The 25,141-nt window shown below is 64.0% G+C and carries 19 protein-coding genes; 9 read left to right on the top strand and 10 right to left on the bottom strand.

All coding sequences use genetic code 11. The features are described from left to right. Position 1 precedes the first annotated feature (1 nt). Complete coding sequence (locus H5V43_RS17930) at positions 2–2,374, bottom strand: glycoside hydrolase family 3 N-terminal domain-containing protein (RefSeq protein ID WP_025546908.1); 2,373 nt, start codon at positions 2,372–2,374, stop codon at positions 2–4. Further along, a complete protein-coding gene (locus tag H5V43_RS17925) occupies positions 2,371–4,746 on the bottom strand; it encodes a glycoside hydrolase family 3 N-terminal domain-containing protein (RefSeq protein ID WP_025546906.1) in 2,376 nt (791 codons plus the stop codon). The genes H5V43_RS17930 and H5V43_RS17925 overlap by 4 nt, the downstream gene beginning before the upstream one ends. Before the next feature lie 158 nt (positions 4,747–4,904). Here H5V43_RS17925 and H5V43_RS17920 point away from each other — a divergent pair, with 158 nt between their 5' ends. Continuing rightward, positions 4,905–7,037: an alpha-glucuronidase family glycosyl hydrolase gene (locus H5V43_RS17920; RefSeq protein WP_025546905.1), complete on the top strand. Its 2,133-nt coding sequence runs from the start codon at positions 4,905–4,907 to the stop codon at positions 7,035–7,037. Positions 7,038–7,077: 40 nt separating this feature from the next. Next, positions 7,078–8,118, top strand: a complete 1,041-nt coding sequence (locus H5V43_RS17915) for a LacI family DNA-binding transcriptional regulator (RefSeq protein WP_025546904.1) — start codon at positions 7,078–7,080, stop codon at positions 8,116–8,118. Between the two features lie 77 nt (positions 8,119–8,195). On the opposite strand, the gene H5V43_RS17910 is transcribed toward H5V43_RS17915, so the two are convergent. Next, positions 8,196–8,609, bottom strand: a complete 414-nt coding sequence (locus H5V43_RS17910) for a MarR family winged helix-turn-helix transcriptional regulator (RefSeq protein ID WP_025546902.1) — start codon at positions 8,607–8,609, stop codon at positions 8,196–8,198. A gap of 604 nt (positions 8,610–9,213) precedes the next feature. Between H5V43_RS17910 and H5V43_RS17905 the strand changes: the two genes are divergently transcribed. The 3 genes from H5V43_RS17905 (at position 9,214) to H5V43_RS17895 (ending at position 11,722) form a co-directional block, all read left to right on the top strand. Next, the gene (locus H5V43_RS17905) at positions 9,214–10,176 is read left to right on the top strand and encodes a ThuA domain-containing protein (protein ID WP_244968709.1); all 963 of its coding nucleotides are present in this window, start codon (positions 9,214–9,216) and stop codon (positions 10,174–10,176) included. Positions 10,177–10,246: 70 nt separating this feature from the next. Continuing rightward, on the top strand, positions 10,247–11,233 hold the full coding sequence (locus H5V43_RS17900; protein ID WP_025546899.1) for an RraA family protein: 987 nt from the start codon (positions 10,247–10,249) through the stop codon (positions 11,231–11,233). A gap of 54 nt (positions 11,234–11,287) precedes the next feature. Continuing rightward, positions 11,288–11,722, top strand: a complete 435-nt coding sequence (locus tag H5V43_RS17895; protein WP_044662922.1) for a nuclear transport factor 2-like protein — start codon at positions 11,288–11,290, stop codon at positions 11,720–11,722. A gap of 242 nt (positions 11,723–11,964) precedes the next feature. On the opposite strand, the gene H5V43_RS17890 is transcribed toward H5V43_RS17895, so the two are convergent. From H5V43_RS17890 to H5V43_RS17870, 5 genes are all read right to left on the bottom strand, one after another. Next, positions 11,965–12,699 (bottom strand): zeta toxin family protein, encoded by a 735-nt coding sequence (locus H5V43_RS17890; protein WP_025546897.1) that lies wholly within the window; start codon positions 12,697–12,699, stop codon positions 11,965–11,967. Beyond that, the gene (locus H5V43_RS17885) at positions 12,696–13,049 is read right to left on the bottom strand and encodes a hypothetical protein (protein WP_025546895.1); all 354 of its coding nucleotides are present in this window, start codon (positions 13,047–13,049) and stop codon (positions 12,696–12,698) included. The genes H5V43_RS17890 and H5V43_RS17885 overlap by 4 nt, the downstream gene beginning before the upstream one ends. A 282-nt stretch (positions 13,050–13,331) precedes the next feature. After that, entirely contained in the window at positions 13,332–15,680 is a 2,349-nt protein-coding gene (locus tag H5V43_RS17880; RefSeq protein WP_025546893.1) for a TonB-dependent receptor, read from the bottom strand. Between the two features lie 428 nt (positions 15,681–16,108). Then, the gene (locus H5V43_RS17875; protein WP_025546891.1) at positions 16,109–18,403 is read right to left on the bottom strand and encodes a molybdopterin-dependent oxidoreductase; all 2,295 of its coding nucleotides are present in this window, start codon (positions 18,401–18,403) and stop codon (positions 16,109–16,111) included. Next, positions 18,400–18,732 (bottom strand): hypothetical protein, encoded by a 333-nt coding sequence (locus H5V43_RS17870; protein WP_025546889.1) that lies wholly within the window; start codon positions 18,730–18,732, stop codon positions 18,400–18,402. Before H5V43_RS17870 ends, H5V43_RS17875 begins: the two co-directional genes overlap by 4 nt. A 531-nt stretch (positions 18,733–19,263) precedes the next feature. Here H5V43_RS17870 and H5V43_RS17865 point away from each other — a divergent pair. The 4 genes from H5V43_RS17865 to H5V43_RS17850 all read left to right on the top strand — a co-directional run bounded on the left by H5V43_RS17865 (position 19,264) and on the right by H5V43_RS17850 (position 23,560). Further along, positions 19,264–20,619, top strand: coding sequence for an LLM class flavin-dependent oxidoreductase (locus H5V43_RS17865; protein ID WP_025546887.1), 1,356 nt, complete (start codon positions 19,264–19,266; stop codon positions 20,617–20,619). 141 nt (positions 20,620–20,760) lie between these two features. After that, positions 20,761–21,462 carry an SDR family oxidoreductase gene (locus tag H5V43_RS17860; protein WP_025546885.1) on the top strand — a complete coding sequence of 234 codons (702 nt, stop codon included), beginning with the start codon at positions 20,761–20,763 and terminating at the stop codon, positions 21,460–21,462. A gap of 197 nt (positions 21,463–21,659) precedes the next feature. Continuing rightward, positions 21,660–22,349, top strand: coding sequence for a 2-phosphosulfolactate phosphatase (locus H5V43_RS17855; RefSeq protein WP_244968708.1), 690 nt, complete (start codon positions 21,660–21,662; stop codon positions 22,347–22,349). Between the two features lie 410 nt (positions 22,350–22,759). Continuing rightward, positions 22,760–23,560, top strand: a complete 801-nt coding sequence (locus tag H5V43_RS17850) for an SDR family NAD(P)-dependent oxidoreductase (protein ID WP_193666872.1) — start codon at positions 22,760–22,762, stop codon at positions 23,558–23,560. Positions 23,561–23,766: 206 nt separating this feature from the next. Here H5V43_RS17850 and H5V43_RS17845 read toward each other — a convergent pair whose 3' ends face one another. Next, positions 23,767–24,144 (bottom strand): Rap1a/Tai family immunity protein, encoded by a 378-nt coding sequence (locus H5V43_RS17845; RefSeq protein WP_235600782.1) that lies wholly within the window; start codon positions 24,142–24,144, stop codon positions 23,767–23,769. Between the two features lie 70 nt (positions 24,145–24,214). After that, positions 24,215–25,135 carry a LysR family transcriptional regulator gene (locus H5V43_RS17840; protein WP_025546878.1) on the bottom strand — a complete coding sequence of 307 codons (921 nt, stop codon included), beginning with the start codon at positions 25,133–25,135 and terminating at the stop codon, positions 24,215–24,217. Positions 25,136–25,141: the final 6 nt, after the last annotated feature.

The raw sequence follows: 25,141 nt of genomic DNA, 5'->3' as shown, positions 1-25,141 counted from the left end.
TTCAGATGATTTCGAGCGTGGTTTTCTGGAGATCTTCACTGTCCGGCCCGGTCATGACGTCGAACAGGCCGGGTTCGACCACTTCCTCCATGTCGAGATTCCAGAGCGCGAAGGCGGCGGGGCCCAGCGTCATGCGCACGGCGCGGCTCTCGCCGGGCGCCAGCGTGATGCGTTCGAAGCCCTTCAGTTCCCTGATCGGCCGGGTGACGCTGGCGGTCTGGTCGCGGACGTAAAGCTGTACGACCGCATCCCCTGCCCTCTGCCCGGCATTGCGGACGTCGACCTCCACCGTCACCTCGCCGCCCGTGCCGATGCGCGGCGACGACAGGCGGGGCGGCCCGAATTCGAAACGGGTGTAGCTGAGGCCGAAGCCGAAGGGGAAGAGCGGCGAAATATCCTCGAACACATAGCCGCGCCGGGCCGATGGCTTGCGGTTGTAGAAGATCGGTATCTGCCCCGCGTCGCGCGCCACCGTGACGGGCAGCTTCGCGCCGGGATTGACGTCCCCGAACAGGATGTCGGCCATGGCGGTGCCGCCCTCCTGCCCCGGATACCAGCACTCCAGCAGCGCATTGGCGCCATCCGCGACCATCGGATAGCTGGGCGGGCGGCCGTTGATGGCGCACACCACCACCGGCTTGCCGGTCGCCTTCAGCGCGGCGAACAGGGCGTTCTGCTCGCCCAGCAGGTCCAGGCTCGTGCGGTCGCCCAGATGGTTCTTCGCAAAGCCTTCCCGGCTGGTCTGTTCCGTGTCGCCGATGGCGAGCAGGACGATGTCCGCGGTCTTCGCGACTTCGACCGCCTGCGCGATCAGGGCGCGGTTCTCCGCCGGATCGGCCAGCAGCACCTCGTCCGCCGAGCGATCCTCGCTCCGCGTGATGAAGACGCCCTGGGCGTGGACGACCTCCGCCTTGCCCCTGAGCTTCGCCTGCACGCCTTCCAGCAGGGAGACGGTCTGGCGCGGGACGCTGCTATAACCGCCCAGTCGCGCAATGGCGGCGTTGGGACCGATCACCGCAACCCGCCGGTGCGCGCCGGGCGTGAGCGGCAGCGTGCCGTCATTGCCGAGCAGCACGATGGAGCGATGCGCCGCCTTCAGCGCCAGCGCGCGCGCCTCCGCATTGCCGGTCAGCCGCTCATGATCCTTGCGCGGCCAGGGATTTTCGAACAGGCCCGCACGGAACTTGAGCGTCAGCATCCGGGTGCAGGCCAGATCGACGGCCTCCAGCGGCACCTTGCCCGCGCGGACCTGTTCGACGAGCGTCCGATAGGTCTGGCCATCGGGCAGTTCGCAATCGACGCCCGCCCGCAGCGCGGCGCGCGCCGCCGCCTCCGGGTCGGGCTGGACATGGTGGATGCTGTCCAGTTCGTGGACCGCGCCATAGTCGCTGACCACGGCACCGTCGAAACGCCATTCCCCGCGCAATATGTCGTTCAGCAGCCAGCGGTTCTGGTGCGAAGGCACGCCGTCTATCTCATTATAGGACGGCATGACGGCGGCGATGCCGGTGCGCTTCACCACCTCCCGGAAGGGTGGAAAGAAATTCTCGCGCAGTTCCCGTTCGGAGATCGGCGCGGGCGCGATATTCTCGCCGCTCTGGGGTTGGCCGTGGCCGGTCATGTGCTTGAGCGTCGCCATGACCTTGTCCGGGCCGATCCGGCTGCTCTCGCCCTGAAGGCCGCGCACGGCGGCCACGCCCATCTCGGCGCAGAGATAGGGGTCTTCGCCGAAGGTCTCCTCGATCCGGCCCCAGCGCGGGTCGCGGGCAATGTCGACCACCGGCGACAGCGCCAGATGGACGCCGCGCGCCCGCACCTCGCGGGCGATGACGGAATGAACCTCCTCCATCAACTGGCGGTCGAAACTGCCCGCGAGCCCGATCGCCATGGGGAACATGGTCGCCTCTGTCGCCATGAGCCCGTGCAGCGCCTCCTCATGGAACAGCACCGGGATGCCGAGCCGCGTCTCCTCCGTCGCCCATTTCTGGACGGCGGTAATGAAGGCGACGGTATCGGCGGGCGTCCGCCAGCGCGCGCCCACGCCGCCCGCCTGGGTCGATCCGTTCGGCACGCCGCGGCGGTCGGACGGGCGGGTGATCTGGCCGAAGCCGTCGGGATAGGCCTTGCTCGCCTTGGCGGGAGAGAAGGTCAGATCGTCCATGATGTCGGCCTTGGTCGCCCAGAGCGCGATGATCTGGCCAACCTTCTCCTCCAGCGTCATGCGCGCCAGCAGGTCCCTGACGCGCAGGTCGATGGGGGCGGAAGCATCCTTGTAGAGCGGCCCGCCCCTACCCTTCGCGGCGGCGGGCGCGGCGGCGAGCAGCGAGGTCGAAGCGAGCAGGCCCAGCGCCTGCCGGCGCGCGAAACCGTTCATGGCACCACCGTCAGCGTTGCCGATTTGAGCGCGACCGAACTGTTGCCGGTCATGATCTCGAAATCGCCCGGCTCGACCACGCGGTCCATATGATCGTTCCACATCCGCAGCGCTTCCGGCCCGACCGTGAAGGTCACCGTGCGAACCTCGCCGGGCTTCAGCGTCACGCGCTGAAATCCCTTCAGCTCCTTGATCGGCCGGGTGACGGAACTGACCTTGTCCCGCACATATAATTGGACGACCTCGTCGCCCTCGCGCTGGCCGCCATTGCGCACGTCGACCGACACGCTGGCGGTGCCGCCGACGCCGATCTTCGCGGCCGACAGTCGCGGCGCGGACAGGTCGAAGCTCGTATAGCTGAGGCCGAAACCGAAGGGGTAGAGCGGATCGGTCGTATCGAAGAGATAGCCGCGCCGCGCGCTGGGCTTCGCATTGTAGAACATCGGCAATTGTCCCGCCGAGCGCGGGATGGTCACCGGCAGCTTGCCGCCCGGATTGACGTCCCCGAACAGCACGTCCGCCACGGCATGGCCGCCCTGCTCGCCCAGATACCAGCCCTCCAGAATGGCGTCCGCCTGTTCCGAAACCTTGACGGTGGAGGCAGGGCGGCCGTTGATGAGCAGCACGGCGATCGGCTTGCCCAGCGCCTTCAGCGCGTCGAACAGGTCCTGCTGCTCCCCCACCAGGTCCAGGCTGGGCCGGTCGCCCAGATGATTGTCGGCCCAGCCTTCGCGGCTCGACTGTTCCGTGTCGCCCAGCGTCAGGACGATGCGATCGGCATGACGGGCCGCCTCGACCGCCTGCGCGATCAGGCGGCGGTTTTCGGCGGGATCGGACCGGACGACCTTGTCGGCCCACCAATCGTCATTCTCCGTGATCCTGACGCCCTGCGCGAAGACGATCTTCGCCCGGGTTCCGACTTTGGCCCTGATGCCTTCGAGGATCGAGACGCTATGCGGCGGCTGGCCATAATAGCCGCCCAGCCGCGCCACGGCGGCGCTGGGGCCGATGACGGCGATGCTGCCCTCCGGCTTCAGCGGCAGCATGCCGTCATTTTTGAGCAGGGTGATGGAGCGCTGCGCCGCCTTGAGCGCCAATGCGCGGGCCTGCGCATTATTGGTGATCTTCTCCGACGCCGCCGCATCGGCATAGGGATTTTCGAACAGGCCGGCGCGGAATTTCAGTTCCAGCATGCGCCGCACGGCGCGGTCGACCAGCGCCTCGCTGATCTTGCCCTCGCGCACCTGCCGGCCGAGCGTCGCATAGGAGAGGCCATCGGGCAGGTCCGCATCCACGCCCGCATCCAGTGCGCGCCCCGCCGCCTGTTCCAGATCGCCGGCAATATGGTGGATGCTCATCAACTGGTCGATCGCCGAATAGTCGCTGACCACCGCGCCCCTGAAGCCCCATTCGCCGCGCAGCACATCGCGCAGCAGCCAGCGATTGGCGTGGGAGGGCACGCCGTCGATTTCATTATAGCTGGCCATCACCGCCTCGATCCCGGTGCGTTTCACCACCTGTTCGAAGGGCGGAAAGAAATTCTCGCGCAGTTCGCGTTCGGAAACCGGCGCAGGACCGACATTGGTGCCGCTTTCGGGCTGGCCATGGCCTGTCAGATGCTTGAGCGTCGCGAACACCTTGCCCGGCGGCAGCAGGCGCGAACGCCCCTTGCCCTGCAGCCCCTCGACAGCGGCCACCCCCATTTCACCGACCAGATAGGGGTCTTCGCCATAGGTTTCCTCGATCCGGCCCCAGCGCGGATCGCGGGCGATGTCGACCACGGGGGAAAGGACGAGGCTGACGCCGCGCGAGCGGATCTCGCGGGCGATGACGGCATTCACCTCGCGCAGCATGTCAGGGTCCCAGGATGAGGCCAGGGCAATCGACTGCGGAAAGCTGGTAGCGCCAACAGCCGCATAGCCGTGCAGTCCTTCCTCATGGAACAGGATCGGAATGCCCAGCCGCGTCCGCGTCGTCGCCCAGCGTTGCAGCGCATTGACCAGCGCCACCGTCTGGCGCGGATTTCGGCCGGGAACTTCGCGGGGGGAAAAGGCACCCTTGGCATCGGACGGGCGGGTGAACTGCCCCATGCCATGGGGAAAGATCTGCGCCAGTTTCGATGGGTCGAGCTGCAACCTCTCATCGAAAATCTTGACCTTGTCGGTCCACACCGCCGTGATCTGGGCGATTTTCTCCTCCAGCGTCATGCGGGAGAGCAGATCGTCGATCCGCGATTCGATGGGCGCGGAAGCATCCTTGTACAGCGGACGCGCGCCCGTCGACGCAGGCGTCGCCAGAACGGGGACGGCGGGCGTCGCGACCGTCAGCGTCAGCAGCGAAACCGCGCCCAACAGCTTGCGGAACCGGATCACGAAACAGCCTCTCCCCTTTTTTGCGGCGGCTTCCAGCTTTTTGCTTGCCGCATCCCAACTGATAGCGTTAACATTGCTCAGACAAGAGCGGCCTGTCAATGCCCTTCGATCCGAAGCGTCGGTTCGGGCGAAGACGGGAAGGAGAGGAAAGGGGACCTATGTTCGCGCGTCTGTTCTGCTGGACCGTCGCCACCGCCGTGATGACGGCGCCCGCCATGGCGGAGGACGGCTATGATCTGTGGCTGCGGCACGAAAAGGTGCAGGATGGCGGCAATCTGGCGCGGCACGCCACGGCGATCGTTGCGCCGGGCCGCGGTGCGACTGCGCTGGCCGCCCGCGATGAACTGATGCGCGGCCTTGCGGGCGCGAATGGCGCGGCGCCGGCGCTGGCTGACAAGCCCATGAATGGCGCGATCTGGCTGGCGACTCCGGCTTCCGCCCCCGATCTGCCAGTGAAGCTCGATGGGCTGGGCGAAGAGGGCTATGCCATTCGCTCGGTCACGCTGGACGGCCAGTCCGTGACGGTGATCGCGGCCAATGGCGATGCCGGACTTCTTTATGGCGCCTATGCCTATTTGCGGCTGGCGGAAACGGGCGCCCCGCTGGACCGGCTCGACATTCGCAGCGCGCCGCGCATGAAGCTGCGCTTGCTCAACCATTGGGACAATCTGGATGGCACGGTGGAGCGCGGCTATGCCGGGCAATCCATCTGGGACTGGTGGCGCCTGCCCGACTGGAAGGGGCCGCGATACACCGACTATGCCCGCGCCAATGCCTCCATCGGCATCAACGGCACGGTGCTCAACAATGTGAACGCCAGGTCCGACAGCCTGACCGCGCCCTATATCGCCAAGGCGGCGGCGCTGGCGGACGTGTTCCGGCCCTATGGCATCAAGGTCTATCTGTCGGTGAAATGGACCGCGCCGATGGAGCTGTCCGGCCTCGGGACCGCCGATCCGCTCGACCCGGCAGTCGCCGCCTGGTGGAAGGCGAAGGCCGACGAGGTCTACAGGGCCATTCCCGATTTCGGCGGCTTCCTGGTGAAGGCGAACAGCGAAGGGCAGCCGGGGCCGCAGGATTACAAGCGCACCCATGCCGATGGCGCGAACATGCTGGCCGCCGCCGTGAAGCCGCATGGCGGCATCGTGATGTGGCGCGCCTTCGTCTATGCGCATGACAATCCGGACGACCGCGCCAAGCAGGCCTATAGCGACTTCAAGCCGCTGGACGGCCAGTTCGCGGACAATGTGCTGGTGCAGGTGAAGAACGGCGCGATCGACTTCCAGCCCCGCGAACCCTTCCATCCTCTGTTCGGCGCCATGCCCCGGACGCCGCTGATGATGGAATTCCAGATCACCAAGGAATATCTGGGCCAGTCGACCCACCTCACCTATCTGGGGCCCTTGTTCGAGGAGACGCTGAAAAGCGACACCTTCGCCCGCGGCAAGGGGTCGACCGTGGCCAGGGTGATCGACGGGTCGCTGGAGGGCCACAAGCTGACCGGCATTGCCGGCGTCGCCAATATCGGCGCCGACCGCGACTGGAGCGGATCGATCTTCAACCAGGCGGACTGGTACGCCTTCGGCCGCCTTGCCTGGGACCCGGATCTGTCGGCGGAGGCGATCGCACGCGAATGGGCGGCGCAGACTTTCTCGACGGATGCGAAGGTGGTCGATCCGGTCGTCGCCATGATGATGGGATCCCGGGAGGCGGCGGTCGACTATATGACCCCGCTCGGCCTGTCCCATGTCATGGGCACCGGCCATCATTACGGCCCGGCTCCCTGGATTTCAGAGCTTGCCCGGCCCGAATGGAACCCGGTCTATTATCACAAGGCGGACGCGCAGGGGATCGGCTTCGACCGGACGAGGACCGGCAGCAACGCCATCGCCCAATATGCCCCGCCGGTCGCCAGGATGCTCGCCAACCCGAAGACGACGCCGGAACGCGACCTCCTCTGGTTCCACCATGTCGGCTGGGATGCGAAGCTGAAATCGGGCGAAACCCTGTGGAAAGGCCTCATCCGACATTATGACGCGGGGGTCGCCTATGTCGCGGCCATGCGCAGGAAGTGGGACAGCCTGCGCCCCTATGTCGATGCGGAACGCTTCGCCCAGACGCAGTCCTTCCTCGGCATCCAGCATCGCGAGGCGAAATGGTGGCGCGATGCCAGCATCGCCTATTTCCAGACGCTGTCCAAACGCCCGCTGCCGGCGGGCACGGCACCGCCGGAACATGATCTGAACTGGTACAAATCGCTCGCTTTCCCCTATGCGCCGGGCAATCCATGACTGGCTTTCAAGGGCCGCAAAGGCTAGGCGGTGAACGACCATGAACGAACGTAAGCCGCCGACAATCCGGGAAGTTGCAGCGCGGGCCGGCGTGTCCGTGATGACCGTGTCGCGCGTCGCGAACAAGCAGAGCTGGGTCAGCCCCCAGACCCGAGCCCGGGTGGAAAAGGCGATCGCGGAACTGAATTATGCGCCCAATGTCTCCGCCCGGGCGCTGGCCGGGGGCGACGACCGGCGAGTGGCGCTGCTTTACCGCAATACGACGACCTCCGCCTATCTGGGCGAACTGTTGCTGGGCGGGTTGGACGAGGCGGCGAAGCATCACCTCCACCTGGTGGTCGAACAGTGCGAGATGGGCGCCACGGCGCAGGACATCGTCGCCCAGGTCCTTCAGGCGCGCGTTTCCGGCGTCATCGTGCCGCCGCCCCTGTGCGACTGGGACGAACTGGCGCAGGCGCTCGGGCGGCAGGGCATTCCGTGGGTCGCGATCGCGCCGGACGAGAACCATGGCATGATGGTCGTCGCGATAGACGACCGCCAGGCCGCGAGCGAGATGACGCGGCATCTGATCGACCTCGGCCACCGCCGCATCGCCTTCATCCAGGGCAATTCCCAGCACCGTTCCAGCGCGCGACGGCTGGAGGGCTTTCGCGTCGCCATGACCGCGCAAGGCCTGCCGGTTGAGGAAGATTATATCGTCGAGGGCGATTTCAGCTACCGGTCCGGGCTGGAGGCGGCGGCGCATCTGCTGAGCCTGAAGACGCCGCCGACAGCGATCTTCGCCTGCAACGACGATATGGCCGCGGCGACCATCACCATCGCGCATCAGCGTCAGATCAGCGTGCCGGCCGATCTGACGGTCTGCGGTTTCGACGACACGCCGCTTGCCGCCGCGATCTGGCCCACGCTCACCACCATCCGCCAGCCGATTCGCGACATGAGCCGGGCCGCCATGACCCTGCTGGCGGATGCCATGAAGGGCGGGGAAGACGTGGACGGGCGGGGGTTGGCGCGACTGGACTACAGCCTGGTCCGCCGGCAATCCGACGCGGTTCCGCGCCTGCACCACCGACGTGGGTAGCGGGCTCGGCCCGCCAACCATGTCCTGCCGCAAGGGCTGGAGCAGCTTTCCACCGCTATCATGGGAGCTGAAATTTCCTAGGCAAAGCGCGCCAGCAACTGGTTGAGCAGCGGACGCAAGCGGCGGATCTCATCGCGATGCGTGGCCGACAGCTTCGCCAGCAGGTCCAGCGCGTCCGGCGTCAATTGCAATTGCGAGCGCCGCCGGTCCGTGGCGCTGGCATGGCGCGTCACCAGCCCCAGCTTTTCCAGCCGGTCGACCAGCCCCGTCGCGCTGTGGGGCTTTAGCAACAGCCGCCGTGCGACATAGCCGACGGTCGCATCCTCGGCCGGCGCAGCGCGCAGGGCGAGCAAGGCCTGATGCTGCTGCGGGGTGAGTCCCACCCTGGCCGCCCGCTCGCTGCTGAACGCCTGGAACTGGCGCAGAGCGAAGCGGAATTCCGCCAGCGCCGCATAATCTTCATCCTGCAATATGGCGCCGTCTGCTTCCATCTGACCTTCATCTTCATGTATCGCGTCGCGATTTGATCGTGCAGCCTGACGCATCAAAGAAGGATTTGCATGATTCGTGAACCCCCGCGTCGGTCCCGGCGCGATTTCTACCGGCGGCAGAGGAACATCGGCGCGTGCGGGCGATCTGCGGTTAGCCCGCCGGACTGACGGCGTCATTGAAATAAGGCATGGCCACATAAGTGATCAGGCCATTGGCAGATCCCACCCGCTCTTCCGAAAAGGCATTCATCGCCTTCGCGGTCAGCCAGGCATTGCGGAGGCTTTCCCCTCCCCGGTAAGGACGGCCAAGCAGACCCTTCCAAATCGCGATCAGCCATGGTTCGCTCCGACTAAAGGCGTTCAGGCTGCGGAGTGAATGCCTTCAAGCCAAGATCCGGCACAAGATGGCCGGTAGAAGCGGCATGATCTGCTCTGTCTCAGCCAGTGGCAGACGCGCGTGCACCAACACTCGCCGAACAACTCCAAGACATGATCGCAGGAAATATGCGGCGGGGTCTTGGTATGTCCATCACTTTGTGGCAGATCCTATAGGATAGGATCGACCGAGAGAGTCGCGATACAAATCTTTGCTGGTGAGGATGAGTTGAAAGGGACGTTCACGAGCTGGGCCCGCAAGGTCCGCAATATGGCTGCTCCGCCGGGCAGGAAGCGAAGCCATTCCCGTACTCCGCGCCCGGTGGGTGCGGCGCTGGCGGCCATGGCGGTCGCTTTCCTGTTGCCGATGCCGGCTGGAACGGCGCCCTTGCCGCCCCTGCGCATCGTGCTATTCGCGGGACCGAAGCAGCATGGCGCGCCCGGCCGCCATGAATATGAGAAGGACCTGCGCGAACTGGCCTGGCTGCTCGAACATTCCGGCGCGGCGCGAGAGGTGAAGACGCAGGTCATCGTCGGAGAAAAGCCGCGGGATCTGGCAATGCTGGAGGCGGCCGACGCCATCGTGATCGACGGCAATGGCGACTGGCTGAAGCGCGAAACCGGCGCGATCTTCCAGCAATATGCCGAAACGGACGGTCTGGGCTATAATGCCGAGACCAGTGCCGCGCTCAAGGGTTTCGACGCGCTTCTGAAGCGCAGGAAAACGGGGCTGGTCGTCTATCATTATACGATGTTCGTCGATAACCGGGCAGGCCGCCTCTATCTGAACGATTGGCTGGGCGGCGTCTGGATTCCCTATGTCTCGCACAATCCCGTCGACACATGGGCGATCAGGCCGATCCCCGGCAAGCATCCGATCCTGCGCGGGGTCAAGCCCTGGACGCCGCGGGAGGAAATGTACGCGCGCTATTTCCTGCCCGACAACCCCCGCCGCACCCCGTTGCTCACCGCCCGGCCGTCACAGGCGGCCAATGGCACCGGCGGTCCGGTCGCCTGGGCCTATGAGCGGCCCGACGGCGGACGTTCGGTCGTGTGGGGCGGCAACGACTTCCATGACAACATGCACCTCTATCCGCAGCAACGCCGGTTCCTGGTGAATGGAATACTGTGGGCCGCAGGGGTCGAGGTGCCGCGCGGCGGCGCGAACGACCAGATGCCGCCGGAATTCTAGAATGGAAGGTCCGACCGGCCGCCGCGCGGATCGGCGCTGCACCACGCACAGGATAGGGAGATACCGAGCCATGGGATTTGACCGGCGGCTGAAGGGCGCCGCCCTCGCCTTCGCGGCCATGCTGCTGCCGCAGCACGCGCTGGCCGAGGACGGCTTCTTCACGCGCGAACAGGTGATCCGCCATACGCCGGCCTGGACCGGCGAACGCTTTCCGGACGGACGGCCGAAGGTCCCCGACGACATTCTGGAGCGGATGCGGGAAGTCACTCTGGAGGAAGCCTGGGCGACGCTGCGCAGCGCCGGCTTCAACCATCAATATGAGGATGGCTGGCTGTCCATCTTCCCCGACAAGGTGTTGGTCGGTCGGGCGCTGACCTCCCAATGGCTGCCCGGCCGCCCGGACATCCAGACCGTACTGGAAAAGCAGGGCGCCGACGACGGACGCAAGGGCGCCATGAACGCCTGGCCGGTCGACATGCTGCAAAAGGGCGACGTCTATGTCAGCGACCATTTCGGGCTGAAGCAGGACGGCCCATCGATCGGCGACAATGTCGGCAACGCCATCTACGCCCGCAGCGGCAACGGCGTCGTCTATGACGGCGCGGTGCGCGACATCAACGGCCTCAGGGAACTGCCGAATTTCGTTTCCTTCGTCCGCTCCTACGATCCGTCGCATCATTTCGGCGCCATGGCGACGGGCGCGCGGCTCAATTCGACGATGGTGGGCATCAACGGTCCGATCCGCATCGGCAAGGCGACCGCCATGCCCGGCGATGTCGTGCTGGGCCGGGACGGCGGCGTGCTGTTCATCCCGCCGCAACTGGCCGAAAAGGTGGTGAAGCTGTCGGAGAATACGCGGCTGCGCGACATGTTCGGCCATATGCGCCTGCGCGAGGGCAGATATACCGCCGGCCAGATCGACACCCGCTGGACCGACGCGATCGAGGCGGACTTCTTCGCCTGGCTCCAGGCCAATCAGAACAAGCTGCCCGTGAAGCCCGACGCCGTAAGGCAGATCATCCGCGATCATGAAGCGGGCATCCCCTATGAGGGATGACCGGCCCGCAACCCACCCTTCCCCCCGAAAATGCTTGAGAAAGGCCCCGCCATCATGGACTTCCGCCTCCCCTTCGCCACCCTCCTCAGTCTCTGCCTGGCCGGGGCCGCCCAAGCCGCCACACCCGCCGAAGTGGTCGCCCGTCATGTCGAGAGCATGAAAGCCGGCAAGCTGCAGCCGATCATGGACGATTATTCCGCGGACACCGTCGTCGTGACTCCCCAGGGGCTGGTCGCGGATCAGGCGCCGGCCAAGGGGCCGGGCATCTATTCGGGTCAGGCGCAGGCGCGGCGCGTCTTCACGACGCTGACCGACAAGGATCATCATCCCGGCATCAAGGCGATGGAAACGACCATCGAACCGGCCGGCCCGGACAGCGTCATCCTGCATTGGGTCCAGTTCAAGGGGCAGCCCCAGCAGGTCTCGGGCAAGGACGCCTTCATCGTGCGGGACGACAAGATCGTGTTCCAGGCCATCTTCGTCGACTGACCGCAGCGCCGGCGGACAGTACCGGCCTCAGCGCGACCGGACCGCAAGGTCCGGCCGCGCTGAGGTTCAGGCGGCGATCGGTGGGACATTTTCCTCGAATTCAGTCTGCTGAACCGAAGTCGCCGCCATAGCCCATTTGCGCGTAGACACGGACGGGTTGCGAATGCGGCAGGCTTTGACCTGCCTGTCCCAACTATTCGCATGCAAATATCAACAGCCGTTCCCGATCAACTGCCCCTTCATCAGGCGAGCGGGCTCACGACGTCGAGCCACTCGGTGATGGCCAGTGGGACCTTGTCCGCGCCATCCCGCAGGTCATAAAGCGCTTCGCCGCCAAGCTGGACCCGGCACACCGTGAAGGCCCGCTTTTCGTCACGGCTGTTGTCCGTCAATATGGAGGCGTCGGCCACGCCCAGCGCGTGCGATATAGCCTTCTGCGTCCTGGGAAACCGCGAGACGAGTTTGCCGGTGTCGACGCCGTGGCCATGTTCAAGCACGCGCTGGCTGACGCGCAATATGGACAGATCGGCGTTCGAAAGACCGACGAAAAACAGCAGGACGAAATAACCCGCCGCCTGAAGATCGGTTATCGTGTCGAGTTTCGAGGCGACCGTGCCGTCAGGCCGCTCTTCCCAATGGCTGAAGACGGTTTCGGTTGCGAATGGCACCTTCGCGGCCATGGCATGCGCGGCGAACGCCTTCACGCCATTTTGCGCCACCTGCATCCAGCCGAGGTTTGTGTCGCGCAATTCCTGCGCCCAGTCCACAAGCGATCCGTCCCCCTGGGCTTCCGGCAGAATCGAAAGCATCATGCGATCCGCGTTCAGCAGCGGCAGCTGGAGCTTTTGCGCAAGAATCTTGCGCCACATCGTCGATTTGCCCGACCCGTTATGACCGGCCAGAATGATCGCGAGCGGCTTGTCGGTCCTGACCTGTGCGGAAAGTATCTGGTCTACCGCGCCCTTGAGCGCCGTCACGCAAATTCTTGAAACTTGCCGTCGACAAGCTGGCCGCGACTCACCTGTCCGTTGAGCTTGCGGATGACGATCTTGGGATTATCTTCATCAACCGAATAGAGCGGCACATTCTTGCGCTGAGGAATAGCCACCCCGCCCCGCACGATACGGGCCGCGGCACGCTCCAACGCCTGGGAGCTGCGCTTGACATTATCCTTGACGAGCGCGGCCGACGGCTTCTGGGCACTGACGGTCACATTACCCAGTTTGGTGGTGACCGTCCGCGTGCGCTTCGAGCCCGCAGGCCCGATGATAATCCCGGTCTTTCCGTCGCGCATGCTCGCCGAAGCCATTTTGCTCTGCTTTGCCATAAGCCCGATATAGCTCTTCCGCAGATCAAGTTCCAGCCGTCATGATCGCCAGGAAATCCATCGGATCGTCCTCATGCAAAAGCGCGCGCGCCGCCTCATGGAGGGTAACGCGCATCGCGGGGTGTATCACCCAAGTCTCGAACATGGCCTATCCCAGCTTGATCGCCATGTGCGCCCGGCCCCGACAGGAATGTTTCTTTCATGGCGGGGACTGAGGGATCATGAGGAGCGCAGGTCGCCCGCGGCCACGCAAGAGCCGCTTGTGGCCGCGGGCGGAAAGGATCAATATTTGAAGCCGACCTTGAAGAAGATGGTGCGCGGCGGGTTCTGAGCGCCTTGCAGCAGCAAGGTGCCCGCATAGGGCCCGGCCTTGATGGCCGTGCCGATCGGGGTGAGCGTGGAATAATAAAATTCATTGCCGATGTTGCGCGCCGTCAGCGTGAAATCCCACCGCTTGTCAGCAGTCTGGAAACCGATGAAGGCATTTAGGAAATGCTTCGAACCGATCCGATATTGGGGATTGTTGAGCTGGTCGGAGAAATAGCCGGTCTGCCAGTTGACGCTGCCGCCGAACTTGATCGCGCCCAGCCCCTCAATCGGGATCGAATAGTCGGCGGACGCGAAATATTGCCATTTCGGCTGGCCGGGAAATTGCTTGCCCGTATAGTTATAGGCGGGAACGGTGCCCAGCGCCGGCGCCGAATAATCGTCATATTCGGTTGTCAGATAGGTGACATTGAAAGCCAGCGACAGATTGTTGGTCGGCTCTGCCGAGGTTTCCAGTTCGAAGCCCTGCGTGTGCGCTGACGGCGCATTGCCGCGCGTGCTGACATAGGTGCCGGAGATCGGACTGAACGCCGACACCGCTGTCTGCAGATCCTTATAGTCGTTATAGAAACCTGTCGCGTTGACCCTCAGCCGGCGATCGAACCAGTCGGTCTTGAAGCCGATCTCGAACGCATTGACCGTCTCAGGATCATAGGGCAGCGCGGTGGCAAGGTTAAGCGCGCGGTTGTTGAAGCCGCCCGCGTCGAAACCCTTGGCATAGTTGGCGAACAGGAAGATCGTCGGCGTTGCCTGGTAGGAAATGCCTGCCTTCGGCGTGAACGCATGCCAGGTCTTCTTGTTGAGCACGCCGCTATTGTCGAAATTTACCTGCGTCGCGGCGACAGTGACGCCGAGCGCGGGGATCGCGCCGCCTGTCTTCACCTGCGGATAGAGCGTCGGATCGATCGGATGGCCGTCCAGGTCATAGTTGACGCCCTGAAAATCGAACGCGCGCCGGATGCTGATATAGCGGCCGCCGGCGGTCAGCGTCAGCCGGTCGGTCAGCCGGTAATTGGCCTGGAGATAGGCTGAATAATTATGCGTTACGGTCTTGCCGATCTGATCGAAGGGCGCGGCGGGCAGCGCCGTGTCCGATTGCGGCAGTCCGGTCACATAGCCGATCCGGTTGCTTCGGAAATTTTCGAACAGATAGTAGAGACCACCCGTGAAATCGAACCGGTTCCAGTTGCCCTGCAACTGAAGCTCCTGAGTGAAGGACTTCTGCTTGTAGGTGATGTAATTGTCCGAAATGTCGATGCGCCGGGGCTGGGCCGCATTATAGGGCAGCCGGTTCTGACCGTCATTATTGTAGTTTACCGGGTCCTGGTCGAAGCCCCGCAGCGCGGTGATCGAATGCAGTGAAAGATGCTCGTCGAGATCATAGTCGATGCGGCCGGTCACGCCGCCCGAATGCGATCGGTTTATCCCCGGTCGCCCGGCATAGCTGACATTCGCCTTGTAGGGCGCGAGCGAGGTCGGGCTGTAGAAGGTGCCGCCCGTGATCGCGCCAAGGCCTGACAATGCCGGATTCGTGGGATTGTAGGTCGTCGCCACATATTGCGCGGCCTGCGAATGATCGATGGTCCCGTCGGCCGACAGGGTGATCTTCAGCGCAGCAGTCGGCGTGAAGACCAGCTTGACGCGGCCGCCGGTCGTGTCCTGATTGTTGACGTGCCGCTGCTGCGACGGGTTCCAAGTATAGCCGTCATGCTCGTCATGGGCGACCGCGATGCTGGCCGCCAGCACGCCGGGCACGATCGGGCCCGCCACATAGCCATGCGCGTTGATCGTGTTGTAGTTGCCATAGCCGGCATCGGCGCGCAGGTCGAATTTATCGCCGGGCGTGCGTGTGACGTAGCGGATCGCCCCGCCGGCTGAATTGGCGCCGAACAGCGTGCCCTGAGGACCGCGCAGGATCTCGAGCCGCTCGACATCGGTGAGGTCTGACATGCCATTGATGGCGCGCGGCAGGTAAACATCGTCGATATAAACTCCGACCGTCGGATCGAAGATCGGATCACTATTGCCGATGCCGCGAATGAAGAAGGTATTGGTCAGCGGAGTGATGCCCGAGGGCGGCGTGTAGAGGCCTGGAATCTGCCCGGCCAGATCGCGCGTGGTGACGACATTCTGGTTCCCGCGGAACGCCTCACCAATGACGCTGACCGCCACGGGCGTCGACTGAATCCTGGATTCCTTGCGGGTGGCGGTAATGACAATATTGTCGACGACCCCGCCCGCCTCCGCATCGGGCGCCGCTGCGGTGAGGGCATCTTGTGCCCATGCCGCAGTCGAGACCAGCATGGTGGAGAGCGCCAATGCGGAGAAAGCAGATTTCCGGACACGCTCCTTGCCGGCCAAGGTCCGCTTCTTTTTAATTGCTATATTCATTCCCAACCCCCTTATTAACATCAGAAATAGATATATGAGTCATGTTCAAAAGAATCTCTCATGTCTTATTTCGATTCTTTTCCGACCTGGACTTATCGATTCAGGGGGGCGGCAAGAAGAAAGATTTACTTTAACCATGATTTATCATTTGGAAATCCAAATCTATTATTGAGTAATATTTATTATGATATATTCAAATATTGGATTTGGGCGAGGAAAGGGCCAATCGCTTTCCAGGCTGTGGACATCCGCGAAATGTGAGGCGGATTGCGTAGCGTGACGACATCAGTCACTTCAGCAGCGCCAATAGCTCTATCGGAAGCTTGTCAGGAGCCGCGCCTTTATGGACTGACGTTGCGCGGCAGGACCTGAGGGAGATCGAATATGGCGACGCGCGGCGGCGCGCCCTCGAACCGCCGCGCCTCGATCAGGCAGGTCTGGGCGACGCAGCCCTGCGACAGGCCCGAAGCGCCGCGATCGAGCGTCAGCACGTTGGGATTGCCGTGCCGCTCCAGCTCCGGACCCGGATCGAACCATGCACCGGTCGCCAGCCGCGCCACACCCGGCATGATCGCATCGCTCAGGATTGTGCCTGCAAGGCAACGGCCGCGATCGTTGAACAGTTCCACGACATCGCCATCTGCAATGCCCCTTGAGGCGGCGTCCGCGGGATTGAGATAGACCGGTTCCCGCCCGGCCACCTTGCCCGCCCGGCTATAGGCACTGGCGTCGAGTTGGCTGTGCAGCCGCCGCTCCGGCTGGTCGGACAGCAGATGGAGCGGATAGCGCGCGGCCATCTCATGCCCCAGCCACTCGAAGGGCTCCCGCCAGACCGCGTGGCCCGGACAATCATCCAGCCCGAACCCGGCGATCTTTTCCGAGTAGATCTCGATCTTCCCCGAAGGCGTGGCCAGCGGATGGACCAGCGGATCGCGGCGGAAATCCGCATGCATGACATGGGGTCGGTCATGGGCGGACAGATCGATGATCCCTTCCTCCCAGAAATGGTCGAAATCGGGCAGGTTGATGCCGGTGGCGGCGATCTTCCCCGCGCTTTCGGCATAGATGCGCCTTAGCCAGCCCATCATGTCCAGCCCTTCGGTGAAAGCAGCCTCGACACCCAGCCGCCCGGCCAGCGCGGCGAAGATGGCGTGATCGTCGCGCGCTTCGCCCTGTGGCGGCACCGCCTGCCGCATGGCGACGAAAAATCCCTCGCGGGTGGCGAAGCCGATATCGTCCCGTTCCAGCGATATGGTGGCCGGCAGCACGATGTCCGCCTGCCGCGCGACCGGCGTCCAATATGGTTCCTGCACGATGATCGTTTCGGGCCGCGCCCAGGCCTGCCGCAGCCGGTTCAGATCCTGGTGATGGTGGAAGGGATTGCCGCCCGCCCAGTGGACAAGGCGGATGTCGGGATAGCGGTGAACGCCGCCATTATAGGTGAAGCGCTCGCCCGGATGCAGCAGCATGTCCGCGATCCGCGCGCAGGGGATGAAGGCGGAGACGCCGTTGGTCCCTTGCGGAAAAACGGGACCGGGCAAGCGCGGATGCGCGCTGCCCATGACGTTCATCGCGCCATAGCCCAGGCCGTATCCGCCGCCCGGCAAGCCGATCTGCCCCACCATGGCGGCCAGCGTGACCAGCGCCCAGAAGGGTTGTTCGCCATGAGCGGCGCGCTGAAGCGCCCATGCGCAATTGAGCATCGTGCGATGCCGCAGCAGGTCCTGTCCCAGAGCGGCGATGCGGCCGGCGGGCACGCCCGTGATCGCGGCCGCCCAGGCGGGGGTCTTGGGCGTGCCATCCGCCTCCCCGGTCAGATAGGCGCGAAAACGGTCGAAGCCGACCGTATGGCTGTCGAGGAACGAACGGTCGAACAGCGGATCGTGCAACACCACCCAGGCGAGCGCCAGCATCATCGCCGCGTCGGTGTTGGGCCGGACCGCTATCCATTCCTCCGCATCCCCATCGCCCAGATTGTCGCCGACCGGCCCGATATTGACGATGCGCGCCCCCGCCTCCCGCAGCCGCCGCAGGCCGTCCCGCGCGCGATGCCGTCCCGCGCCGCTCGACGACACCCGCGTATTCTTGAGCGGCACCCCTCCGAAGCTCACGAACAGTTCGCAATGCGCCTCCAGCACGTCCCAGCTCGTATGGGATGCGTTGCTCTCGTCCATGCTGGCGGCGATGTGCGGCATCAGCACGCGCCCGGCGCCCAGGCTGTAGCTGTCGACGCTGCGCACATAGCCGCCCAGCATATTGTAGAAGCGGTGGAGCTGGCTCTGCGCATGGTGAAAGCGGCCGGCGCTGGCCCAGCCATAGGAACCGCCGAATATCGCTTCATTGCCGTGGTCGCGGCGCACCCGCGCAATCTCCGCCGCGACGATGTCGAGCGCCTCGTCCCAAGGCACTTCGACAAAGGCTTCCTCGCCGCGCCCCTCTCGCGTCCGCTTTTCCAGCCATCCCTTGCGGATGGCGGGGCGGAGGACGCGCAGCCGGGCCATGCCCTCCTCCAACTGGTCGAGGCCGATCGGATTGGGATCGGGATCGCTGCCGAGCGGCGCCAATCGCGGCGCCGCATCCCTGTCGCCCGGCGAGACCTCATATACGCCCCAATGGGCGGCGGAATAGCGGGTCATGAAAAGCCGGCGTCGAACAAGGGGCGCACATCCAGCCTGCGATCGAGGGCGCCTGCGCGGAAATAGCGGTCGGTCGTCGCCTGCTGCTGGGCGATCGGTGTCTGGTCGATCTTCACCGGAAAGCGGTCCGCCCGCTGCAGTGTGACGCGCAATATATCGAGCGCGAGCTTTTGCAGCCTGTTTGCGCCCTGAAGCACGACGCGCGAGCCCCCGCGCCGGTCGCCGACGAACAGCTTGTCTGCGGCCCCAGCGCCCTCGCCGGCGCAGGCCGAGATCGCAGCGCCGCCAGGAAGAAGCTGAAGGGATCGCCGGCCGAACCTATGGAGCATGAAATGGAGTCCTCAGAGATGAGGACCAGTTTAACTTCCGTTGCGGCGTCTGAGGCATGACGATGCCAAATAGATGATCGAGAGTCGCTAAAGCGGTTCCCGGCATAAAAGCCTCATCGAGATGACAGCCATTGCGGCTTCAAGGCCATCGCCACCATAGGGATACGGGTGCCGTCACGCCTTGCGTCACGAAGGTCCGGCGCCCGCTCGAAAGGCGATGGGATGAAGCGGTGCGGCCTTTTCCATCTCTCGCCTTTCCCGCAGGTCATAAATAGCTGAGAAAGTCCAATTCGTCAGCCCATCCCAGAGCGCCTATGCTGGATCGCCGCGCGGATGAGCGAAAGCCGATCCGTGCGATGGCACCCTCTATCTGGGCCAGGAGGACAGGATGAGCAGCACGGACCAACTTCGGAAAGAGGGCCGCAGAGGCGCGCCGGCATCCCTGCGCGTTCCGCGCGAACTCGCGCCGCCGGTCTCCTGGCTTTCCTGCGCCATGGCCGAGCGCCATGGCTGGGACGGAGCAATCCGCCGATGACGACAGGACGACGCCTTCATCTGGGCGCCTTCATGCGCCCGATCTCGATCCACACAGGGGCGTGGCGCTATCCCGGCGCCTGGCCGGACGCCAATTTCAATCTTGCGCATATCAAGCGTTTGATCGGAACGCTGGAAGCGGCGAAGTTCGACGCCTTCTTCATGGCCGATCATCTCGCCGTCCTGAACATGCCGAACGATGCGTTGAAGCGTAGCCACACCGTCACGTCGTTCGAGCCTTTCACGCTCCTGTCAGCCCTGGCGATGGTCACCAAGCGCATCGGCCTCATCGCGACGGCGTCGACCACCTATGATGCGCCCTTTCACGTCGCCCGTCGTTTTGCCTCCCTCGATCATCTGAGCGAGGGGCGAGCGGGCTGGAACATCGTGACGACTGGCAATCCGGAAACGTCGTATAATTTTGGCAATGAAGAGCATCTGGCCCATGCCACGCGCTATGCGCGAGCCCGCGAATTCCATGATGTCGTGACCGGATTATGGGACAGCTGGGCTGACGATGCCTTTGTCCGCGACGTTGAAAGCGGCATATTTTTCGACCCGGAGAAACTCCATGTCCTCGATCATCGCGGGCCGCATCTTTCAGTGCGAGGGCCCTTGAATATCGCCCGGCCCGTTCAGGGTTGGCCGGTGATCGTCCAGGCGGGCGCTTCGGAAGCCGGGCGTCAACTGGCGGCGGAAACCGCCGAGGTCATCTTCGGTGCGGCCGGGAGCCTGGTAGAGGGCAAACGCTTTTATGCGGACGTCAAGGGGCGCATGACGGCGATCGGGCGCAATCCCGATCATCTCAAGATACTGCCTGCCGCATTCGTGGTTGTGGGCGAGAGCATCGAGGAAGCCCGAGCCATTCGCGCACGGCTCGATGGCCTGGTCCATTACGACAGCGGAATCCGGTCGCTTTCCGCCATGCTCGATTTTGACGTGTCGGGCTTCGATCCGGATGGCCCCTTGCCTGAAATCCCGGAAAGCAATGGGAGCAGGTCCGGTCGCGAGCGCCTGGTTGCGTTGGCGCGCGCCGGCAATCTTACGATCCGCGAGCTGGCGGCGCGCGCAGGCAGCTTTGCGGGCCTCGCTTTCGTGGGAACCGCGCAGACCATCGCGGATGAGATGGAGGCTTGGCTGGAGGAACGCGGATCGGACGGATTTAAGCTGATGTTCCCGTTCGTTCCGGCGGGATTGGAGGCCTTCACCGCCAAGGTCATACCGGAACTTCAGCGCCGCGGCCTGTTCCGCAAGGATTATGAAGGAACGACGTTGCGCGATCATCTGGGCCTTCCGCGGCCGGCCAATCGTTTCTTTCCCGTGGCCCACGCTCCGCAATCCGCCTGGGCCTGACAACTGACATGGCGGTGTCGCGGTCGTCAGCCGTCGAGAAATTCCACTAGCCGGCGGCATCGGCCGTCTGTCGTGAAGCAGTGAGCGGAGCCACATCTTTCCGGCTCCCCATAAAGTCCCCCCATAAGCGGAGAACAACTCATGGTGCAAATTCCCTACAAGACCGCGCTCGTCGTAGGCACAGGTCCTGGCATCGGCACGTCGGTGGCGCGGGCCTTGTCGGCCGCAGGCGCGAGGGTGGCGGTCGCGGCGCGCAATTCGGAGCGGCTGAGCAGCCTAGCCCAGGAGATTGGCGGTGCCGCATTCGCCGTCGATGCAACAGATCCCGCTTCTGTCGCAGCGCTGTTCGATGATGTCGACAGAAGCATCGGCATTCCGGAGGTCGTCCTGTTCAATGCAGCGGGCCGCGTCCGCGGACCCGTCACCGATATCGACCCCGGCCAGGTCCGCCATGCCATCGAGGTTTCCGCCTATGGCGGTTTCCTGGTGTTGCAGCAGGCGGCAAGGCGGCTCGTGCCGCTTGGTCATGGCGCGATCCTGCTGACCGGCGCAACGGCCAGCGTCAAGGGGTTCGCCAATTCTTCGGGCTTTGCGATCGGCAAATTTGGACTGCGTGGACTGGCGCAGAGCGCGGCGCGGGAACTGGCGCCCAAGGGTATTCATGTTGCGCATTTCGTCATCGACGGCGGCGTGCGCAGTGCGGGCCGCCCCGATCCGACCGGCGCACCGGACAGCACGCTCGACCCCGATGCGATCGCCGACGCCTATCTGGCCGTCCTGGCGCAGCATCGCAGCGCCTGGAGTTGGGAGGTCGAGCTGCGGCCATGGGTCGAGCCATTCTGAGCCGGACATCAGGTGACAGGGGCGGCGCCCATCCGCTTTCAGGGCGTGTCGACTTCGCGGCTGAAATCGAGGTGGTGAGCAGGCTTCAACTGCCGGTTCCGCAGGATGTCATCTGGCATCTGCGATCAGGCAGGATCGATATTCTCGAAACCGAATGACGAGTGGATATGACATCAGTTTATAGCGAATGGGGCCTCATGGGGGTCGAAACACTGCGGAAGCGCGTGCCGGTCCTCGTCATCGTCGATGTGCTGTCCTTTTCGACCGCCGTCGATATTGCGGTATCAAAAGGGGCGTATATCCTCCCTTTCCCATCGGGAGATCGCAGCGCGGCACAGAAAGCGGCCAGCGCCGCCGACGCGCATTTAGGCGCCCCGCGACAGGCCGGTGGCGGTCAGGTCAGCCTCTCGCCGAGAACGCTGGCGCAGCTCGCCGCGGGTACGCGGCTGATGCTGCCGTCTCCGAATGGATCGCGGATATCGCTGGCGGGCGAAGAAACGCTGGTCATGGCGGGATGCCTCAGGAACGCGCGGGCTGTTGCCGCCCATGCTCGATATCTCGCGGGCGATGGGGATATCGCGGTTATACTAGCGGGGGAACGGTGGCCCGACGGAAGCCTGCGTCCCGCGATCGAGGATTTACTGGGCGCGGGCGCCATTCTGGATGCTCTCGATCTCCCCATGTCGCCCGAAGCCGTCATTGCCCGGGAAGCGTTCCGTTCTGCCGGGGTGAACCTGGAGTCTTTGATAAGACAATCCGTGTCCGGGCGTGAACTGATCGACGAGGGCTATGCTGATGATGTGGCGCTGGCGCTGGACATCAATGGCAGCACGGCGACGCCTGTCCTGCGCGACGGTGCATATCGGAACGATGCGATACATGCGTGATGACTCGTTAAACGGCAGGCTGGCCGAGGAGATCGCCATGGCTGCACAAGTCCCAGCGCTCGTCGCTGGCAGTCCGATCCTCAGCACCATCCTGGGCCGGTGGCCGAGATCGCTCTGCCTGACTGCTGGTTATCAGACAGAGCCATAAGGATAGCGAAAGCCACCAACGAGTTCCCGGCCATCATTGATGAGAAGAGATAATGTCGGTCGCCTGCGGCATTGCGACCATGATCCGCACCACACACATCCAGCAGCAATGCTCTTGCGATCTGACCAGTTCACCCATCGTGGCGGCTAAATGCCCTGATCTATGCTGAGAAGAGATCATCGATAGTTTCGAACTCGCAATAGCTGTTCGCCCTCGGGGAAGCCTATTCAGGGCTATCGCAAGATAGATGAAAGGATATGCCATGGATTTGCAACTTGCAGGCAAGCGCGCTCTGGTGACTGGCGGCAGCCGAGGGATCGGCAAGGCGATCGCCCTTGCACTCGCGCAAGAAGGCGTCCGTGTCCTGCTGTCTTCCCGGAATGAAGCGGCGGCAAGCGACGCGGCCCAAGAGCTGTCGGCGCAGACCGGCGGCGAACTTCATGCCTTCGTCGCCGATACGCGCGACGACGCGCAGGTCGACGCGCTCGTCGCCGCGGCGGTCGAAAAGCTGGGCGGCCTGGACATCGTCATAAACAATGCCGCGCAGCCGGGCGCGCGACCGGAAGTGCCTGGCGTCGCTGGCGTCGCATCCGACTATCTGCTGGACGAACTCAATACCAAACTGGTCGGCTATCTGCGGGTCGCGCGGGCCGCCGCGCCGCATCTGGTGGCCAATGGCTGGGGCCGGATCATCAACATCAGCGGCCTGGCCGCACGACAGTCAGGCACGATCCCCGGATCGACCCGCAATGTGGCGATCGCCGCGCTGACCAAAAATCTGGCCGACGAACTGGGGCCAAAGGGCGTCAACGTAACCGTGGTCCATCCCGGCGCGACCCGGACGGAGAAAACCGCCAATGCCGTGGCCCAAAAGGCTGCCGTGGACGGCACCAGCCTGGACGTGGCGGAGAAGGCCCTGTTCGGCCAGTCGCTGATCGGCCGTATCGTCGAGGCGGAGGAAGTCGCCGCGGTCGTCACCTTCCTCGCCTCTCCGCGCAGCGTCGCGATCAATGGCGACGCCATAGCGGCAGGCGGCGGCAGCCCGCGCGCCATTCACTATTGAACGGAGGTTGAGACATGGCTGACCTTAGACCGCCCCGGTCGTCGGCGCCTCTGTTGCGCGCGCTGAGGGCGGCCGGTCAAGGTCGTGGCCGCATGTGCGGTTCGGTAATGGAACTCAGATGGGAATTCGGGCCAGTTCGCCGGGATGTTCGCGATCGACCGCAATGAATGTCGCACCGCGTTCGGCAGGAGGGTCGACCCTCCGGATCAGCGCTTCCTTGTCCTGGGGCATGGCCAGGCCTTTCGCGTCGCAGCGAATACGGTCCTGGATGCCGAAGCGCTGCGTTCTTCCGGATTGTCGCGCAGATAATCCACCGTCACATTCCTCAGCTGGCTGATCGTCACATCGGCCGGAATGCAACTTTTCAGTTTATTGACCTCGCGCGTCGTATTGAATGCATCGACAGCCCCCGTGATATAGGCGATGCACTCATAGGTCTTCTCCAGATAATCATTGCTGCTGCGCGGCGTGGAGCAAAGCTCGTAAAGCTCTTCCCCGGTGTAGAAGCCGGCCAGCGCCGCAGGAGAGCAAGTCCCCGCCGCAACCGCCAGCAGCAGATAAACCGGTTTGCCAGATTTCATCATCCACACTCTCAAAAACACGACAAAGGATCGCAGAACTATACAGCCCTCCAGCGGCGGACTTCCGCTGCTGCTAACCGGTTTCCCGCGTCGCGACCGTCGATGCCGCAAAATCGCGGGCGTGATCGATGAAGGCCCTGAACGCCGCGGACGGATTTCGCCGGCTTGGATAATAGAGGCATAGTGATGAAAGCGGCGGTGTCCAGTCTTCCAGAACGCGAACGAGACGTCCTGCGGCCACGTCTTCCTGAACATCGGATTCCATGAAGAAGCCTATGCCGAAACCGTCCAGGACGGCAATGCGCGCAAGACTGGCCTCATCCAGTGTGATCGGCCCGTCGACGTCGATTTGAGCCTGCCTGCCATGCTTTTCGAACTGCCAGCGGTAAAGGGCTCCATTCGGCAGCCTGACCCGAATGCATGGGTGGGTCAGAAGGTCCGGCGGCACCTGCGGCTTGTCACGCTGCCCGAAATAGGCGGGCGAAGCGACGACGGCGTAGCGCCGACAGCGGCCAAGGGGGACTGCAATCATGTCGCTGGGAACCAGGTCGACGTGGCGGATGCCGATGTCGAAACCGTCAGCCACTATATCCACGAGCCGGCCTTCGGTGACCAGGTCGACATGAACCTGCGGATAGCGCCGCAGAAAGGGGAGGACGAGTTGCGCAAGGATTTCCCGCGCAGCGGTCGCGAACGCATTGATGCGCAATGTCCCCGAAGGCGTCTCCTGTTGCGACCGGGCAGCGTCCATCGCCTCGTGAATGTCCTGGAGCGCGGGACCGACCTTGCCGACGAAATGCCGACCGGCATCGGTCAAGGAAACGCTGCGGGTGGTGCGATTGAACAGGCGCACGCCAAGTTGGTGCTCCAGCTTGCCCACCGCATTGCTGAGCGCGGTGGTCGACATGCCAAGCTCGATCGCCGCAGCGCGGAAGGAGCCCTTGCGCATGATGGCGATGACGGAATCGAGTTCGATCAGGCTATGTCTTGCCATTGTCCT

Source organism: Sphingobium fuliginis (genome assembly GCF_015074805.1).
GTDB classification, from domain to species: domain Bacteria; phylum Pseudomonadota; class Alphaproteobacteria; order Sphingomonadales; family Sphingomonadaceae; genus Sphingobium; species Sphingobium fuliginis.
This window is presented reverse-complemented; position numbering and strand designations above follow the sequence as displayed.

Coding starts and splice junctions, on each gene's coding strand:
- H5V43_RS17930 (WP_025546908.1), bottom strand. CDS start 2,374: ATGAACGGTTTCGCGCGCCGGCAGGCGCTGGGCCTGCTCGCTTCGACC.
- H5V43_RS17920 (WP_025546905.1), top strand. CDS start 4,905: ATGTTCGCGCGTCTGTTCTGCTGGACCGTCGCCACCGCCGTGATGACG.
- H5V43_RS17915 (WP_025546904.1), top strand. CDS start 7,078: ATGAACGAACGTAAGCCGCCGACAATCCGGGAAGTTGCAGCGCGGGCC.
- H5V43_RS17910 (WP_025546902.1), bottom strand. CDS start 8,609: ATGGAAGCAGACGGCGCCATATTGCAGGATGAAGATTATGCGGCGCTG.
- H5V43_RS17900 (WP_025546899.1), top strand. CDS start 10,247: ATGGGATTTGACCGGCGGCTGAAGGGCGCCGCCCTCGCCTTCGCGGCC.
- H5V43_RS17895 (WP_044662922.1), top strand. CDS start 11,288: ATGGACTTCCGCCTCCCCTTCGCCACCCTCCTCAGTCTCTGCCTGGCC.
- H5V43_RS17885 (WP_025546895.1), bottom strand. CDS start 13,049: ATGGCAAAGCAGAGCAAAATGGCTTCGGCGAGCATGCGCGACGGAAAG.
- H5V43_RS17880 (WP_025546893.1), bottom strand. CDS start 15,680: ATGCTGGTCTCGACTGCGGCATGGGCACAAGATGCCCTCACCGCAGCG.
- H5V43_RS17875 (WP_025546891.1), bottom strand. CDS start 18,403: ATGACCCGCTATTCCGCCGCCCATTGGGGCGTATATGAGGTCTCGCCG.
- H5V43_RS17870 (WP_025546889.1), bottom strand. CDS start 18,732: ATGCTCCATAGGTTCGGCCGGCGATCCCTTCAGCTTCTTCCTGGCGGC.
- H5V43_RS17865 (WP_025546887.1), top strand. CDS start 19,264: ATGACGACAGGACGACGCCTTCATCTGGGCGCCTTCATGCGCCCGATC.
- H5V43_RS17860 (WP_025546885.1), top strand. CDS start 20,761: ATGGTGCAAATTCCCTACAAGACCGCGCTCGTCGTAGGCACAGGTCCT.
- H5V43_RS17855 (WP_244968708.1), top strand. CDS start 21,660: ATGGGGGTCGAAACACTGCGGAAGCGCGTGCCGGTCCTCGTCATCGTC.
- H5V43_RS17850 (WP_193666872.1), top strand. CDS start 22,760: ATGGATTTGCAACTTGCAGGCAAGCGCGCTCTGGTGACTGGCGGCAGC.
- H5V43_RS17845 (WP_235600782.1), bottom strand. CDS start 24,144: ATGATGAAATCTGGCAAACCGGTTTATCTGCTGCTGGCGGTTGCGGCG.
- H5V43_RS17840 (WP_025546878.1), bottom strand. CDS start 25,135: ATGGCAAGACATAGCCTGATCGAACTCGATTCCGTCATCGCCATCATG.